This window comes from Aquihabitans sp. McL0605, assembly GCF_049993875.1.
Lineage (GTDB): Bacteria > Actinomycetota > Acidimicrobiia > Acidimicrobiales > Iamiaceae > Aquihabitans.
Window position 1 is genome coordinate 101,463 of sequence record NZ_CP188252.1, and the last position, 14,351, is coordinate 115,813.

Here is a 14,351-nt window from a genome sequence, read left to right on the forward strand (position 1 = left end):
TGCACGAGAGCACCGAGGGATGTCGGCCTGGGCTCCGCAACGCCGGGTGAAGCATACGTGACAGGTAGGTGACCCCTACGGGCGGGCCTCACCGCCCGCGCTCCGTCGCGGCGAGGTCGAGCAGCTCGTGCGCGGCCTCTCGGACGCGCTCGCTCTCGGGGGTGCCCGAGAGCATCCGGGACAGCTCGATCACCCGGTCGGCGTCGTCGAGCGGCGTCGCCGAGGCCACCGTGGTGCCCTTGGCGACCTCTTTGCGGATGTTGACCTGGGCATCGGCGAACGCCGCGACCTGGGGCAGGTGGGTGACCACGAGCACCTGGTGGTCCGCGCCGAGCGCAGCGAGCGCCCGCCCCACCGCCAGCGCGGCCTGTCCACCGATGCCGGCGTCGACCTCGTCGAACACCAGGACGGGCGGGGCCACGCTGAGCACCAGGCGCAGCGCCAGCATCGATCGGGCCAGCTCCCCTCCGGATGCGACCTTGGCCAGGGGCCCCGGATCGGCGCCGGGGTTGGCGGCGAGCAGGAACGTCACGTCGTCGCCCGGATCGTCGTCGCCGACCGCCACCAGGAACCGGGCGGAGGCCATGGCCAGCTGACCGAGGTTGGCCTCCACGGCCTTGCCGAGCGGCGCCGCTGACGCCCGGCGGGCAGCGGCCACGGCGCCGGCCGCCTTCGCCTCGGCCCGAGCTGCTGCTCGGGCCTCGTCGTCGAGCTGGGCGGCGCGGGCATCGTGGCTGTCGATCTCGGCGAGCCGGGCCGATGCGGTCTCGTGGTAGCCGATGACGTCGGCGAGGCGGCCCTGCCCGCCGCTCGGCTCGGCGGCGTGGGGAGCCGTCCCGTACTTGCGGCGCAGCTCGACCAGCAGCTGGCGCCGGTCGCGGATCTCGGCGAGGCGGCCTGGGTCGTCATCGATACCCTCCCCGACCGATCGCAGGTCCGCGGCCACATCGAGCAGCTCGGCCTGGGCGGCGTGCAGCCGGGCGGCCAGCGCCTCGAACGGCATGCGGCCGTCGACGGCGGCGACCGCCAGGCCCACGGCATCGACGGCGCCGCCGTCGTCGGAGATCGCCTGCACCGCGGCCGAGGCGGCCTGCCGGTGGGCGACCGAGTCGGCCAGGGTGTCCTCGAGGGCGTCGAGGGCCTGGTCTTCGTCGGGGTCGGCCAGCGCAGCCGAATCGATCTCGTGGACCTGGAACCGCAGCAGGTCGGCCTCGCGGGCGCGGGCGCCGGCGTCGCCGCCCAGGTCGTGCAGGGCCGCGGCGATCCGCTTGCGCTCCGCCCGCGCCGCCTGGAGCGGCTCGAGGTCGATCCCGCCGAACTGGTCGAGCGCCGCCCGCTGAACCGACGCCGCCAGCAGCGACTGGTGGGCGTGCTGCCCGTGCAGGTCGATCAGCTCCGCCGCGTGCTCGCCCACCACGGCCGCGGTGGCCATCCGGCCGTCGACGTAGGCGCGCGAGCGGCCGTCGGCCGGGATCACCCGGCTCAGCACGAGCTCCTCGCCCTCGACGAGGAACCGGCCCTCGATCACGGCCTCGTCGCACCCGTGGCGCACCATCGACGGATCGGCCCGGCCGCCCAGGAGCAGGTCGATGGCCCCCACCAGCAGGGTCTTGCCGGCGCCGGTCTCGCCGGTCAGCGCGGTCATCCCCGGTCCGATGAGCAGCCGCACCTGGCGGATGATCCCGAAGTCGGTGACCGCCAGCTCGACGAGCTGGGAGCGCGTGGCCGCGCCGGTGGTGCGAGGCGAGGTCATCGGTCGTTGAGCCCGAACTTGGCCTTCAGGATCTGGTGGAAGTTCCGTCCGCCGAACGTGACGAACCGGGCCGGATCGGGCGCAGCGGTGATGGTGACGGTCCCACCCACGGGCAGCACGCCCTGCTCCTGGCCGTCGATCGAGATGGCGGCATCGCGATCGCCGAGCACCTCGACCTGGACCACGCTCGACGGTTCGAGGATCAGCGATCGGTCGAACAGCGTGTGGGGCGAGACCGGGGTGAGGACCAGGGCCTGGTGCGCCGGTGCGACGATCGGGCCGCGAGCCGACAGCGAGTAGGCGGTGGAGCCGGTGGGCGTGGCCAGGATCAGCCCGTCGGCGACGTAGCTGGTGAAGTAGGCACCGTCGATGCTGACCCCGAGCCGGACGGTGCGGCCGAGGGCCTGCTTCTCGATCACCACCTCGTTGAGCCCGTGGGGCAGGGCCTGGCCGTCGGCCAGGGCGCTGGCCACGAGCATGCGCCGCTCGACCAGGTGCGTCCCGGCGAAGTAGCCCGCCAGGGCGGTCTCCCAGCCATCGTGCTCCACCTCGGCGAGGTAGCCGAGCTCCCCCAGGTTGATCCCCACGACATCGGCGTCGGCCTCCGCCGCCCGGCGGGCGGCGCGCAGGACCGTGCCGTCGCCGCCGATGGCGACGACGAGGTCGAGCGACGGGTGGGCTGCAGGGCGCTCGTGCACGGCGCTGGGGATCAGCGCGGCCTCGCTGGCATCGAGCACGACCGTGTGCCCCCGCTGGTCGAGCCAAGCGGCCACCGTGGCGGCCAGGGCGATGGCGTCGTCGCGGCCGCCGTGGACGAACAGCCCGACGGCGCTCACCGCGGCGCTCCGGCCTGGGCCACCACGGCGTCGATGAGGTGATCGAGCCCCGGGCGCTCGGGCTGCGGCGTGCCGGCCCGGCCGTGGAGGAGGAACTCGACGTTGCCGTCGGCGCCGCGCAGTGGTGAGGTCATCAGCCCCATGATCGCGGCTCCGTGGGCGTTGAGCGTGCCAGCGACCTCGACCAGCACGCGATGCCACACCTCAGGATCGGAGATCACGCCCTTGTTCCTCGACGCCTCCTGCTTCCCGGCCTCGAACTGGGGCTTCACCAGCCAGACCAGCTCCCCCTCGGGGGCGAGCAAGCCGAGCAGCGCCGGTGTCACCGTGCGCAGCGAGATGAACGACAGGTCGGCGACCACGATGTCGGCCGGCGGGCCGAGGTCGCCGGGGGCGAGGTGGCGGACGTTGGTGCGCTCGTGGACGTCGACGCGCGGGTCGACGAGCAGCCGCTGGTGGAGCTGACCCCGCCCGACGTCGACGGCCACCACCCGGGCCGCACCGGCCTGCAGGGCGCAGTCGGTGAACCCGCCCGTGGAGGCGCCGGCATCGAGCACCAGGCGGTCCTCGAGATCGATCCCGAAGCCCTCGAGTGCGGCCGCCAGCTTCTCGCCGCCTCGTCCCACGAACCGGGGAGGCGGGCCGGCGAGGACGATGGGCTCATCGGGAGCCACCAGGCGCGACGACTTGGTGGCCGGAGCACCGGCCACCGAGACCTCACCGTTCTCGATGGCCGCTTGGGCCCGTTCTCTGCTGGGGGTCAGGCCTCGACGGACGAGTTCGGCGTCGAGTCTGCGGCGCGTGGCCGTGGGAGCCTCAGCTGGCCGGCGTGCCGGCGGCAGGCGTCTCGGCCGCCGCCTTCTTGGCCGGGGCCTTCTTGGCCGGAGCCTTCTTCGCGGGAGCCTTCTTCGCGGGAGCCTCCTTCGCTGCCGCCTTCTTGGCGGGGGCCTTCTTGGCCGACGCCTTCTTGGCCGGAGCCTTCTTCGCGGCCTTCTTGGCGGGGGCCTTCTTGGCCGGCGCCTTCTCCGCAGCCGGGGCGGCCGGAGCAGAGGAGCCGGGCCTGATGGCCGCGATCAGCTTCTCGAGGCGGGTGATGTCGGCGATGGTGGCCAGGCCGAGGCTCTCGGCGGAATCGGAGATCTCCTTGCGGATCTGCTCGATCAGGGCCTCGGTGTTCTTCTTGCTGCGCTCGAGGAGGTCGATCACGGCGGCCTGGGCCTGCTCGGTCTGCACCTCGCCCGCCTTGACGAGCTCCTTCACGAGCGCCTCGGCCTTGGCCTGGGTCAGGTTGGTGAAGGACACCCCGGCGTCGAGGTACTTCTTGAGGACGTTGCTCTGAGCCATGGACGAAAGCATAGTCCCGCGAGCGTTCTGCTTGCAATAGTTTGCACTTCCCCGTCGAGGGCCCCACACCCACCTGCTAGCAACGTGTCCGTGCCTCCGTTCTCCGCCTTCCGCTCCCTCCGCTACGAGCCGGCCCGGTTCGCGCCCGCCGATGTGACCGCGCCGCCCTACGACGTGCTGTCCGCGGCCGATCGCATCGCCCTCGTCGCCAAGAACCCCCACAACGCCGTGCTGGTCGACCTTCCGGTCGAGGAGGACGGCCCCGATCGCTACGACCAGGCCGGCCACCGGCTGCAGATGTGGTCCGACGAGGGGGCGCTGGTGCGCGACCCGGCTCCGGAGCTCACGGCCTACCGGATGACCACCACCGACGACCTCGGCCGGCCGGTCGCCACCCTGGGCGTGCTCGGCGCCCTCACGCTCAGCCGGCCCGACGAGGGCGAGATCCTCCCCCACGAGCACACCACCCCCAAGGCGAAGAGCGACCGGCTCGACCTGCTGCGGGGCACCAGGACCAACCTCTCTGCCATCTGGGGCCTGTCGCTCTCGCACGGCCTCTCGTCGCTCATCGACATCGCCGACCCCCCGTTCCAGTCGTGGACCGACGAAGACGGCACCCTCCACGAGACCTGGCGCATCACCGACCCGGCGGCGATCGACGCCATCTGCGCCGCCGTCGCCGCGTCGCCCCTCGTCATCGCCGATGGGCACCACCGCTACGAGACGAGCCTCGCCTACCGCGACGAGCGGCGGACCGCCGACGGCACCGGCGGGGCGGCCGACGCCACCCTCTGCTACGTGGTCGAGCTGTCCGACGAGCAGCTCACCGTCCGTCCCATCCACCGCCTGGTGCACGGACTGGCCGATGTCGACCTGCCCGCCGCCCTGGCCGCGCTCCCCGGCGCGGCCATCGTCGGCACCGCCCCCGCAGATGAGGTCACCGACGGCCGGGTCTTGGAGGCGATGGACCGCCTCGGCGCGATCGCCGTGGTCTCGCGTGATGGCTCAGCAACGCTCGTGAGCCTCGATCCGACGCAGACCCCCGAGCTCGACGACCTCGACAGCGCCCGCCTCGCCCACGCCCTCTCGCTCATCGGTCCCCACGAGCTGACCTACCAGCACGGCACCGACCGGGCCCAGGCGGCGGCGGTGGGCGGCGAGGCCGACTGGGCGGTGCTCATCCGGCCCGTCACCGTGGCGGCCATCGAGGACAACGCCCACTCGGGCGAGCGGATGCCGCCCAAGAGCACGTTCTTCTACCCGAAGCCGCGCACCGGCATCGTGTTCCGCTCGCTCGACTGACTCCGGGTCGGGTCAGAGCCCGCCGGCGTGGCCCGGCGGCCACATCAAGAAGAAGGCGCGACCCACGATGAGGTCCTCGTCGATCGGCCCGAAGCAGCGGCCGTCGTGGGAGTTGACGCGGTTGTCGCCCAGGACCAGGACCTCGCCTTCGGGCACCTTGAAGCCGGCCGTGGTGTCGATCCCGGGCACGTAGGTGATCGGGCAGGAATCGAGCACCGTCTGCAGGCCGTGGACGTAGGGCTCGTTCAGGACCTTGCCGTCGATGCTGACCTTGCCGTCCATGATCGAGACGTGCTCGCCGGGAAGGGCCACCACCCGCTTGATGAGGTCCTTGATCTCGCTCGGTGGCTCGGTGGGTGGCCGCTCGAAGACCACGACATCGCCGCGGTTCACGTCGTGGAACTTGTAGGCGAGCTTGTTGACCAGCACCCGGTCGTCCTTCACCAGGGTGGGCGACATCGAGGGCGACGGGATCCAGAAGGTCTGGAGCACGAAGGTGCGGACCACCACGGCGATGATGACGGCGCCGCCGATGACGGCAACCCATTCGAGGATGTTGCGGGTGCTGGACTTGGGCGGGCGCGCCTTGGCGGGCGGATCGGGCAGCTCGTCGAGGTCTCCCTCGGCGGGAACCTCATCGGCACCTGAGGCCTCAGCGGTGCCGGCCTCCCGGGCGAGACGGCGGGCCACCCCGTCGTCGGTCGCCGCGTCGGGCGCGGCGATCGGGCCATCGGGGGGGTCGGTGCTCACAGCGAGCGAACCTAGCGCGCCGCCCTCTCGCCGCCGCTCGCGCGTCCGTAGCGGGCGAGCACCCGCTGGGCGGCCTGGGCGGCGATGTCGCGGTCGCCCAGCTCGGGGTCGATCTCGACGACGGTGGCCTCGGGACCGAGGCGCAGCAGGAGCCGCTCCAGCCAGGATGCGCCGGCCACGGCCAGCGTGACGCGCAGGCGATCGCCCTCGACGGGCTCGGCGGAGATCACCGGATGGGCCTCGGCCACCCACCGGGCACGGGGGGACAGCTCGAGCACCACGTGGGGTGCCCCGTCGTCGGTGCGAGCGTCGAGGTCGACGCCCTTGGGCGCGGCCTCGGCCCGTGCTGCGGGCTCGATCACCAGCGAGGACATGCGGTCGAGCCGGAAGTTGCGCCGGGCGCCGGCATCGTGGGCCCAGGCGGCCAGGTACCACTGCGGACCGTCGGCGAAGACCGCCCAGGGGTCGACCACGCGCCGCGCCACCTCGTCGCGGCCGTAGGTCCAGTAGACGAACGACACCTGCCGGTCGTCGTCGATGGCCTGGCGCAGGAGCTGGCCGTGCTCGCCGCCATCGGGATCGAGCGCCACGTCGATGGCCTGGCCCGGATCGATCCCCAGCAGGTCGGCGAGCTTCTGCAGGGCCCGTTCGAGGGGACCGGGCCCGTCGGAGGCGTCCTCGCGATCCACCAGGACGTCGGCTGCGGCCACCAGGGCCAGGCCCTCGGCGGGGGTGAGCCGCATCGGTCGCCGGAACGAGAACAGCCGCACGAAGACCCGGTCCTCCTCGAGGAACACCTCGAAGGGCATCTCGTCGTAGTGCGGCGAGTCGGCGTTGATCATGTTGGCGAGGTCGAGCTCCTTGACCAGCTCGGCCGGCGTGAGGCGGAACCGCTCGCAGAGGTCGGACACCACGGCGCCGTCGGGGTGGTCCGCCGCCCACTGGAGGATGGCGAGCAGGCGCTGGAGCCGCCCGGCGGCGGTGATGCGGGGCGCGCTCACTCCCCCGCCTCCGCGGCGACGGCCTGCTCGAGCCAGTGGACGACCGATGAGCGGAGCTCAGGGGGATCGAGCACCTCGGCCCGGTCGAGGTAGCCGAGCACCCAGGACCGGAACCCGTCGCGGTTGGTGACCGCGAGGGCGACGACGAGGCCCTCGGCGTCGTCCTGCTCGATGCCGGCATCGGGCAGATCGGCGCGCACCGAGTGGGCGACGGCGGGATCGAACCAGACCCGGGCCGTGACGGGGTCCTCCCCGCCACCGATCACCCACGGATCGAGCTGGAGCCCCGGCACGGCCTCGAGCGGCCGCTCGAACGCGCCGGCCTCACCGGTGACCTCGATGGGGCCCTGGATGCGGCCCATGCGGAACCAGCGGTCCTCGCCGCGGACCCGGTCGAACCCGTTGAGGTACCACCGGCCGCGGAGGAACTCGAGGCGGTACGGGTGCACCACCCGCGCCAGGTCGTGGTAGCCGAACGCGACGACCCGGCGCTCGGCCACCCCGGTGAACGCCGCCACCAGGTTGGGGTCGGCCGGCAGCTCCGCCTGGGGGGCGGCGCTGGCGCCGCCGCCGAGCTTGAACAGGGCCCGCTGACCGACACCGCCGGCGAAGCCGGTGGCCGCCGCCGCGAGGTTGAGCGCCTCGAGCTCGTCGGGCTCGAGCCCCGGGTCTCGCAGCTCGTAGTCCTGCTTGCGGATCCGGTAGCCGAGCAGGGGCGGGTCGGTCCCCTGGATGGTCTCGACCAGGAGCGGCACCCCCATCTCGCGCAGGTCGTCCTTGTCGCGCTCGAACGCCCGCTTGAACGAGGCGTCCTCGTCGGGGTAGCCGGGCACCCGCGTGCGCAGGTCGTCGGCGCTGATGGCGCGAGGCGCCCCGAGCAGGGCGTTCATGAGGCTGAGGAGCCGTTCCACCTTCTCCACGGCCGCCATGCCTAGCCCCTAGCGCCCGGGCGCGGTGACGGGTTCGGGCACCGTGCCGTCGAGGTGGGCGACCGCGAGGGCGCCCGAGGCGCCGGCGGCCTGGAAGTACAGGCGATCTTGGGCCGGCACCCGGCCCATGGTGGTGACGTGGAGGTCGATGCGGTCGAGCAGCGCGGCCACGTCGCCTGGATCGGTGCGGTACCAGCGATGGCGATCGCCCTCGGGCTCCACGCCGGCCGGCACGGCGATCTCGACCTCGGAGCGGACGGCATCGAGGGCCGTGGTGCTGTGGTGGCTGATGCCCTGGTGGCGGGGGCGGGCGTCGCCGTCGGAGCACCGCAGGCAGGCGATGGGCACACCGCCGAGCCACGCCGCGGCGTCGAGCGCCGGGGCCACCTCGAGGCCGGTGAAGCCGAGCCGGCTGTTCGTGCCGGCGATGCCGGGACCCATCCCGACGATGATCACCTCGGCCTCCAGCCGGTGCTTGGCGAGGGCGAGGGCGGCGGGGACGTTGAGCGCTTCGAGGGTGCCGCCGAACGCGTGCCCCGCGGTGACGGTTCCGCAGAGGAGGCCCCGGTCGCTCAGCGCCACCACGGTGTCGCTCAGGGCCAGGGGCAGGGCGGCGCCGTCGGTCATCACGTAGGCCGCTCGGGTGCCGGGGCGGAGCTCGCCGATGACGGCGGCGATCACGGGCAGCTGGCTGTGGACGCCGGCGACGACGACGGGCGTCCCGTCGAGCGCGTCGGGGACCTCGCCGTCCTCCTCGGCCGAGCCGGTGTCGACCTGGAGGCTCGTGTACCGCAGCTTCATCAGGTGGCCGGGGCCTGCCTCCGACCAGGGGCCTCGGCTGAGGTTCCAGTGGACGATGTGCCAGCCTCCGCTGCCCAGCCCGAGGTCGACCGCCGTGGTGTTGACGACCACCCGGTCGCCCTCGGCCACCGGCCCGGTGAGCTGCGTGACGGCGTAGGCGCGGTCACCGCTGGCCAGCGCGACGCGGACCAGCCCCGGTCGCTCGGACAGGACGGCCGTCACCTCGGATTCACGGAACGCGGGCACAGGGCGAAGGGCCTACAGCGACGCGATCAGCTTCTCGACCCGCTCGTCGTAGGCCTTGAACGGGTCCTTGCACAGCACGGTGCGCTGGGCCTGGTCGTTGAGCTTCAGGTGCACCCAGTCGACCGTGTAGTCGCGCTTGCGCTCCTTGGCCTTGCGGATGAACTCGCCCCGCAGGCGGGCCCGGGTGGTCTGGGGTGGCTCGTCGGTGGCCAGATCGATCTCGTCGTCGTCGCAGACCCGCTCGGCGATGCCGTGGTCCTGCAGGCGGTAGAAGAGCCCGCGATCGCGGTTGATGTCGTGGTACTGGAGGTCGATGAGGGCGACCTTCGGGTCCGACAGGGTGAGGTCGTGGCGGGCCCGGTACTGCTCGATCAGGTGGTACTTCATCACCCAGTCGGCTTGGCCGTCTTGCGAGAGCGGGTCTCGTTCGATGGCGGTGAGCGCCTGCTCCCAGGCATCGAGGGCCATCTTCTCCTCGGGGCTCAAGCCGCGGGTCTCCGCGTAGCGGATGGCCCGCTGGAGGTACTCGCTCTGGATGTCGAGCGCCGACACCTCCCGGCCGTTGGCGAGACGGACCCGGCGCGTGCACGTGATGTCGTGGCTGATCTCGCGGATCGCCCGGATCGGGTTCTCGAGCGTCATGTCGCGCAGGACCACGTTGGGCTCCTCGAGCATGCGCAGCAGCAGGGAGGTGGCGCCGACCTTCAAGAAGGTGGCGTGCTCGCTCATGTTGGAATCGCCGACGATCACGTGGAGGCGCCGGTACCGCTCGGCGTCGGCGTGCGGCTCGTCGCGGGTGTTGATGATCGGGCGGCTGCGGGTGGTGGCGCTGGAGACGCCCTCCCAGATGTGCTCGGCCCGCTGGCTCAGCGAGAACATGGCGCCGCGCGCCGTCTGCAGCACCTTGCCGGCGCCGGCGTAGATCTGGCGGCTCACCAGGAACGGGATCAGCACCTCGGCGTAGTGCCCGAAGTCGTCGCGGCGGGAGGTGAGGTAGTTCTCGTGGCAGCCGTAGGAGTTGCCGGCGGAGTCGGTGTTGTTCTTGAAGAGGTAGATCGTGCCGCGGATGCCCTCCTCCTGGAGGCGCTCCTCGGCGCTCACGAGCAGCTGCTCGAGGATCCGCTCCCCTGCCTTGTCGTGGATGACGAGCTGGCGCACGGAGTCGCACTCGGGCGTGGCGTACTCGGGGTGGCTGCCGACGTCGAGGTAGAGGCGGGCGCCGTTGGCCAGGAAGACGTTGCTGCTGCGGCCCCACGACACGACGCGGCGGAACAGGTACCGGGCCACCTCGTCGGGGCTGAGGCGTCGCTGGCCGCGCGAGGTGCAGGTGACCCCGTACTCGTTCTCGATCCCGAAGATGCGGCGCTCCACGAGGGCAACCGTACCGGCGCAACGGGCAGCGGCGACGCCAAGGCGCGCAGAGCGTTCAGGACCTGGTCAGGCGGTGCAGTACTTCGTGAGCGCGGCGTTGAGCGCCGGCAACGGGTACTTCGTGTCGTAGGTCTTGAACGAGGCCTCGAGCTTGTTGACGGCGTCCTGGAACCGGGTGGTGAGCTCATCGATGGACGTCGACACCGTGCTGATGTCGTTGGTGGCGAGGCCATCGGCCTCGGTCTTGGCCGACTTGGCCGCGTTGTCGATGGCGGTGAACTGCGTCATGAGACCGACGACGAGCTTGTCGCCGTTGGGGATGTCGGGCACGCCGGAGGCGGCGATGCTCGAGATGAGCGCCTCCGTCGACGTGCTGGCGCTCTTGAAGAACGTCGACGCCGCCGTCTTGGCCGCCGCCGCATCGCCGGCGCCGGTGGCGGCGGGGATGGCGTCGGCTGCGGTCTTGATCGACGAGCGCCAGGTGCCGTACGAGGTGCAGAAGCCCTTGACCCACGTGGCGACCGGGACCTTCGGCACCGTGGTCGTGGTGGTGGTGGCCTTCTGCACCGCAGTGGTGGTGGTGGTGGCCGAGGCGCCGCCGCTGTCGGAGGATCCGCACGCACTGAGGACGGCGAGCGATGAGACCGCCACGAGCGCGATGAGGTACTTGCGCATGATCGTTCTCCTGGATGGGGTGCGTCCGAGACGCTACTGCTCGGGGTGCGCCTGAGCTGGGGCGATGGCCCCGGCGATCAGGCGGGAGCTGCGTCGGCCACGCCCAGGAGGGAGGCCACTTCGTCGTCGGGGAGGCGCCGGAAGCAGCGCCGGGCGCTCGACCGGTCGAGCAGGGCGACCTCGAGCTCCGCGGGCGCCAACGTGCGCTCGGCCCCCGCCAGCGCACCCACGGCGGCGGTGAGCGCCGCGCCCAGGTCGGGGCCGGCCGGCAGGGCCGCCAACAGCCGCTCGGCCACGGCCTCGGCATCGCCGCCCAGGACCGCGGTGCCGGTCTCGTCGATCACGGTGCCGTCGTACAGCAGGTGGAAGAGCTGGTCGTGGTCGGCATCGGCGCCGACCTCGGCCACCAGGATCTCGACCTCGAGGGGCTTCATCTCGTGGGTGAAGACCTGGCCCAGGATCTGGGCGTACTGGTTGGCGAGGCTGCGGGCATCGACGTCCTCGCGGCTGAAGGAGTACCCCTTCAGGTCGGCGGCGCGGACACCGGAGATCCGGAGCTGGTCGAACTCGTTGTACTTGCCGACGCCGGCGAAGCCGATGCGGTCGTAGATCTCCGACACCTTGCGCAGCGTGCTCGACGGGTTCTCGGCGCAGATCACGATGCCTTCGGTGCAGACCGCTGCCACCAGGCTGCGGCCGCGGGCGATGCCCTTGCGCGCGTAGTCGGCGCGGTCCTTCATCACCTGTTCGGGTGCGACGTAGAACGGCATGCTCATCGGCCGGTTCCTTCCGTGAGGGCGGCGAACCGCTCGGCCAGCTCGGTGTCGGCCAGCCGGGTGAAGCCGACCGCATCGATGGTGGCGACGACCGGCCAGATGCCGCGCGCCGGGTCGGGCCCGCCGGTGGCGGAGTCCTCGTCGGCGGCGGTGATGAGCGCCCGCAGGGCGAGGTCGACTGTGGCGGCGCGGTCGAGCGCGTCGGCGAAGCCGAGCTTGATCACCGTGGCCGCGTGGAGCCCGCCGGAGCCGGACGTGGCGTAGTCGTTCTCTTCGTAGCGCCCGCCGGTGACGTCGTACTGGAACAGCCGGCCGATCTCCCGACGGGTGTCGTAGCCCGCGAAGAGCGGCACGACGGCCAGCCCTTGCATGGCGGCGGGCAGGTGGTTGCGGACCATCTGCGAGAGCTGGTTGGCCTTGCCCTCGAGGCTGAGCGCCTGGCCTTCGACCTTCTCGTAGTGCTCGAGCTGGAGCTGGAAGAGCTTCACCATCTCCATGGCGGGCCCGGCGGCCCCTGCGATGGCGACGCCCGACCAGCGATCGGCCGGGAAGACCTTCTCGATGGAGCGGTGGCTGATGAAGTTGCCCGACGTGGCCCGCCGGTCGCCCGCCATCACGACGCCATCGGCGTAGCGGATGGCCACGACCGTGGTCCCGTGCGGGATGGGCCCGGCTGCGCTGGCCGGCCCGTCGAGGGCCGCCGGGTTCAGCCCCGAGGCCCGCAGCAGCGCCGCGAAGTCGGGCCCTGGATCGTCACCGACAGAAAAGGAGGGGATCTGCATCGACCAGGACACTAACGGGCCGGGTCAGCGGTCCGGCACGGGGGTGCTGCTACTCCCCGCCCTTTTGGACGTAGGACCGCACGAAGTCTTCGGCGTTGGTCTCGAGGACCTCGTCGATCTCGTCGAGGAGATCATCGATGTCGGCCTTGAGCTTCTCGCCGGTCTCGGACGTCTGGGGTGCGTCGACCACCTCTTCGGTCTCGCGGGCCGGTGCCGTCTTGCGCTTCTGTTCTCTCTCAGCCATGTCCAGGTCCTCCTCAGCCGTTCAGCCGAGCCAACAGGTCGGCAGGATCGGCGCTCTCGTCCAACACGGTACCGACATGAGCGCGGGTCCCACGTGACGGTTCCATCATCGGCACCCGGCGCAGGGACGATTGGCCGATGTCGAACACGATCGAATCCCAGTTGGCGGCCACGACCTGGGAGGCCCAACGCTGCAGGCACTTGCCTCGGAAGTAGGCGCGCGTGTCCTCGGGCGGCTCGGTCATGGCCTGGTGGACCTCGGCATCGTCGGTGATGCGGCGCAGGCCCACGCGCTGGGCGAGCGACCGCTCGGGACGCATGTCGTGGTATTGGAGGGCGAGCGCGGCGATGCGCTGATCGTCCCAGCCGATCCCGTGGCGCTCCTGGTAGCTCGTGAGGAGGCGGTACTTGGCCACCCAGTCGAGGCGGTCGGCGAGCTGCATGGGATCGGCCTCGAGCCCCGTGAGGACCTCTTCCCACTCGCGGAGCACCTGGGCACCGACGGCCCCGCCGACGGCATCGAGACCGTGCTCGTCGGCCCACTTCTTGGAGCGGTCGAGCAGCTCCCACTGGACCTCGAGGGCGGTGACGGTGGAGCCGTCGACCAGCTCTAGGGGCCGGCTGAGGTCCAAGTCGTAGGAGACCTGGCGCATGGCGGCGACGCCGCTGCGGAAGTGGAAGGTCTTGGGCAGGGCGTCATCCTCGACCAGGCAGAGCACGAAGGCGGTGGTGCCGACCTTCAGGAACGTGGCCACCTCGGAGCAGTTGGCGTCGCCGGTGATCACGTGCAGGCGCCGGTACTTCTGGGCGTCGGCGTGAGGCTCGTCGCGGGTGTTGATGATCGGGCGCTTGAGCGTGGTCTCGAGGCCCACCTCGGCTTCGAAGAAGTCGGCCCGCTGGGTGAGCTGGAAGGGCACCTCGGCGTCGGAGGTGCCCTGCGCCTCGGTGCCCACCTTGCCGCTGCCCGTGAAGATCTGGCGGGTGATGAAGTGAGCCGTGGCGTGGGTGACGATGCGGCCGAACGGCACGCTGCGCGCCATGAGGTAGTTCTCGTGGCAGCCGTACGAGTTGCCCTTGCCGTCGGAGTTGTTCTTGTGGACCACCAGCTCCTGGCCCTGGGGCAGGATCCGGTTGGCGGCCAGGATCGATCGGCGGACGATCTCCTCGGCCGCCCGGTCGAACACCACGACCGCCCGGGCATCGGCGCACTCGGGGGTGGAGATCTCGGGGTGCGCGTGGTCGACGTAGTAGCGGGCGCCGTTGGTCAGCACCGCGTTGACCAGGTGGGTCTCCACGTCAGGCGGCGACGACGGACCCGAGGCGCCGCGTGCGTCGTTGCCGGGCATCTCGTCCTCGAAGTCCCAGCCCACCTTCGGGCCGGCCTGCCGCTCGCGTTCGAGCTCGCCGACGTAGGCGTTGATCAGGAGCGAGGACGCGGTGACCGGGTTGGACTCGCCACCGCCGCGCACGACGATGCCGTACTCGGTCTCGATGCCCATGATCTTGTGCAGCGCCACGCCGGCACCCTACCGCCGTAGGGTG

General features: G+C 71.7%; 15 protein-coding genes. 1 reads left to right on the forward strand and 14 read right to left on the reverse strand.

All coding sequences use genetic code 11. The annotated features are described in order from the left end of the window. Positions 1–88: 88 nt before the first annotated feature. Genes recN through ACPPVX_RS00490 form a run of 4 tightly spaced genes read right to left on the reverse strand, consistent with a single transcriptional unit; the run spans position 89 to position 3,933 of the window. Positions 89–1,753 (reverse strand): DNA repair protein RecN, encoded by a 1,665-nt coding sequence (recN, locus tag ACPPVX_RS00475; protein ID WP_426572910.1) that lies wholly within the window; start codon positions 1,751–1,753, stop codon positions 89–91. Beyond that, positions 1,750–2,589 carry an NAD(+)/NADH kinase gene (locus ACPPVX_RS00480; RefSeq protein ID WP_426572911.1) on the reverse strand — a complete coding sequence of 280 codons (840 nt, stop codon included), beginning with the start codon at positions 2,587–2,589 and terminating at the stop codon, positions 1,750–1,752. The genes recN and ACPPVX_RS00480 overlap by 4 nt, the downstream gene beginning before the upstream one ends. Beyond that, entirely contained in the window at positions 2,586–3,431 is an 846-nt protein-coding gene (locus ACPPVX_RS00485; RefSeq protein ID WP_426574968.1) for a TlyA family RNA methyltransferase, read from the reverse strand. Before ACPPVX_RS00485 ends, ACPPVX_RS00480 begins: the two co-directional genes overlap by 4 nt. Beyond that, a complete protein-coding gene (locus ACPPVX_RS00490) occupies positions 3,406–3,933 on the reverse strand; it encodes a phasin family protein (RefSeq protein ID WP_426572912.1) in 528 nt (175 codons plus the stop codon). Before ACPPVX_RS00490 ends, ACPPVX_RS00485 begins: the two co-directional genes overlap by 26 nt. A gap of 90 nt (positions 3,934–4,023) precedes the next feature. On the opposite strand from ACPPVX_RS00490, the gene ACPPVX_RS00495 reads away from it, so the two are divergent. Continuing rightward, positions 4,024–5,235, forward strand: a complete 1,212-nt coding sequence (locus ACPPVX_RS00495; RefSeq protein ID WP_426572913.1) for a DUF1015 family protein — start codon at positions 4,024–4,026, stop codon at positions 5,233–5,235. Positions 5,236–5,247: 12 nt separating this feature from the next. Here ACPPVX_RS00495 and lepB read toward each other — a convergent pair whose 3' ends face one another. The 10 genes from lepB to dop form a co-directional block, all read right to left on the reverse strand. Further along, positions 5,248–5,985: a signal peptidase I gene (gene lepB / locus ACPPVX_RS00500; RefSeq protein WP_426572914.1), complete on the reverse strand. Its 738-nt coding sequence runs from the start codon at positions 5,983–5,985 to the stop codon at positions 5,248–5,250. A gap of 11 nt (positions 5,986–5,996) precedes the next feature. Then, a complete protein-coding gene (locus tag ACPPVX_RS00505; RefSeq protein WP_426572915.1) occupies positions 5,997–6,986 on the reverse strand; it encodes a WYL domain-containing protein in 990 nt (329 codons plus the stop codon). Then, positions 6,983–7,915 (reverse strand): helix-turn-helix transcriptional regulator, encoded by a 933-nt coding sequence (locus ACPPVX_RS00510; RefSeq protein WP_426572916.1) that lies wholly within the window; start codon positions 7,913–7,915, stop codon positions 6,983–6,985. Before ACPPVX_RS00510 ends, ACPPVX_RS00505 begins: the two co-directional genes overlap by 4 nt. Positions 7,916–7,924: 9 nt before the next feature. Continuing rightward, positions 7,925–8,938 (reverse strand): DUF3866 family protein, encoded by a 1,014-nt coding sequence (locus ACPPVX_RS00515; RefSeq protein ID WP_426572917.1) that lies wholly within the window; start codon positions 8,936–8,938, stop codon positions 7,925–7,927. Positions 8,939–8,974: 36 nt separating this feature from the next. Next, on the reverse strand, positions 8,975–10,333 hold the full coding sequence (gene pafA / locus ACPPVX_RS00520; protein ID WP_426572918.1) for a Pup--protein ligase: 1,359 nt from the start codon (positions 10,331–10,333) through the stop codon (positions 8,975–8,977). A 66-nt stretch (positions 10,334–10,399) separates the two neighbouring features. Further along, on the reverse strand, positions 10,400–11,008 hold the full coding sequence (locus tag ACPPVX_RS00525; protein WP_426572919.1) for a hypothetical protein: 609 nt from the start codon (positions 11,006–11,008) through the stop codon (positions 10,400–10,402). Between the two features lie 77 nt (positions 11,009–11,085). Continuing rightward, positions 11,086–11,784 (reverse strand): proteasome subunit alpha, encoded by a 699-nt coding sequence (gene prcA, locus ACPPVX_RS00530; RefSeq protein WP_426572920.1) that lies wholly within the window; start codon positions 11,782–11,784, stop codon positions 11,086–11,088. Then, positions 11,781–12,566: a proteasome subunit beta gene (prcB, locus tag ACPPVX_RS00535; RefSeq protein WP_426572922.1), complete on the reverse strand. Its 786-nt coding sequence runs from the start codon at positions 12,564–12,566 to the stop codon at positions 11,781–11,783. Before prcB ends, prcA begins: the two co-directional genes overlap by 4 nt. A gap of 49 nt (positions 12,567–12,615) precedes the next feature. After that, entirely contained in the window at positions 12,616–12,810 is a 195-nt protein-coding gene (locus ACPPVX_RS00540) for a ubiquitin-like protein Pup (RefSeq protein ID WP_426572923.1), read from the reverse strand. A gap of 13 nt (positions 12,811–12,823) precedes the next feature. Next, the gene (gene dop / locus ACPPVX_RS00545) at positions 12,824–14,326 is read right to left on the reverse strand and encodes a depupylase/deamidase Dop (RefSeq protein ID WP_426572924.1); all 1,503 of its coding nucleotides are present in this window, start codon (positions 14,324–14,326) and stop codon (positions 12,824–12,826) included. Positions 14,327–14,351 lie beyond the last annotated feature (25 nt).

Excerpts from the sequence above, each read along its gene's own strand:
- prcA (WP_426572920.1), bottom strand. The coding sequence starts at position 11,784 with ATGAGCATGCCGTTCTACGTCGCACCCGAACAGGTGATGAAGGACCGC.
- ACPPVX_RS00490 (WP_426572912.1), bottom strand. The coding sequence starts at position 3,933 with ATGGCTCAGAGCAACGTCCTCAAGAAGTACCTCGACGCCGGGGTGTCC.
- ACPPVX_RS00510 (WP_426572916.1), bottom strand. The coding sequence starts at position 7,915 with ATGGCGGCCGTGGAGAAGGTGGAACGGCTCCTCAGCCTCATGAACGCC.
- prcB (WP_426572922.1), bottom strand. The coding sequence starts at position 12,566 with ATGCAGATCCCCTCCTTTTCTGTCGGTGACGATCCAGGGCCCGACTTC.
- ACPPVX_RS00525 (WP_426572919.1), bottom strand. The coding sequence starts at position 11,008 with ATGCGCAAGTACCTCATCGCGCTCGTGGCGGTCTCATCGCTCGCCGTC.
- recN (WP_426572910.1), bottom strand. The coding sequence starts at position 1,753 with ATGACCTCGCCTCGCACCACCGGCGCGGCCACGCGCTCCCAGCTCGTC.
- ACPPVX_RS00540 (WP_426572923.1), bottom strand. The coding sequence starts at position 12,810 with ATGGCTGAGAGAGAACAGAAGCGCAAGACGGCACCGGCCCGCGAGACC.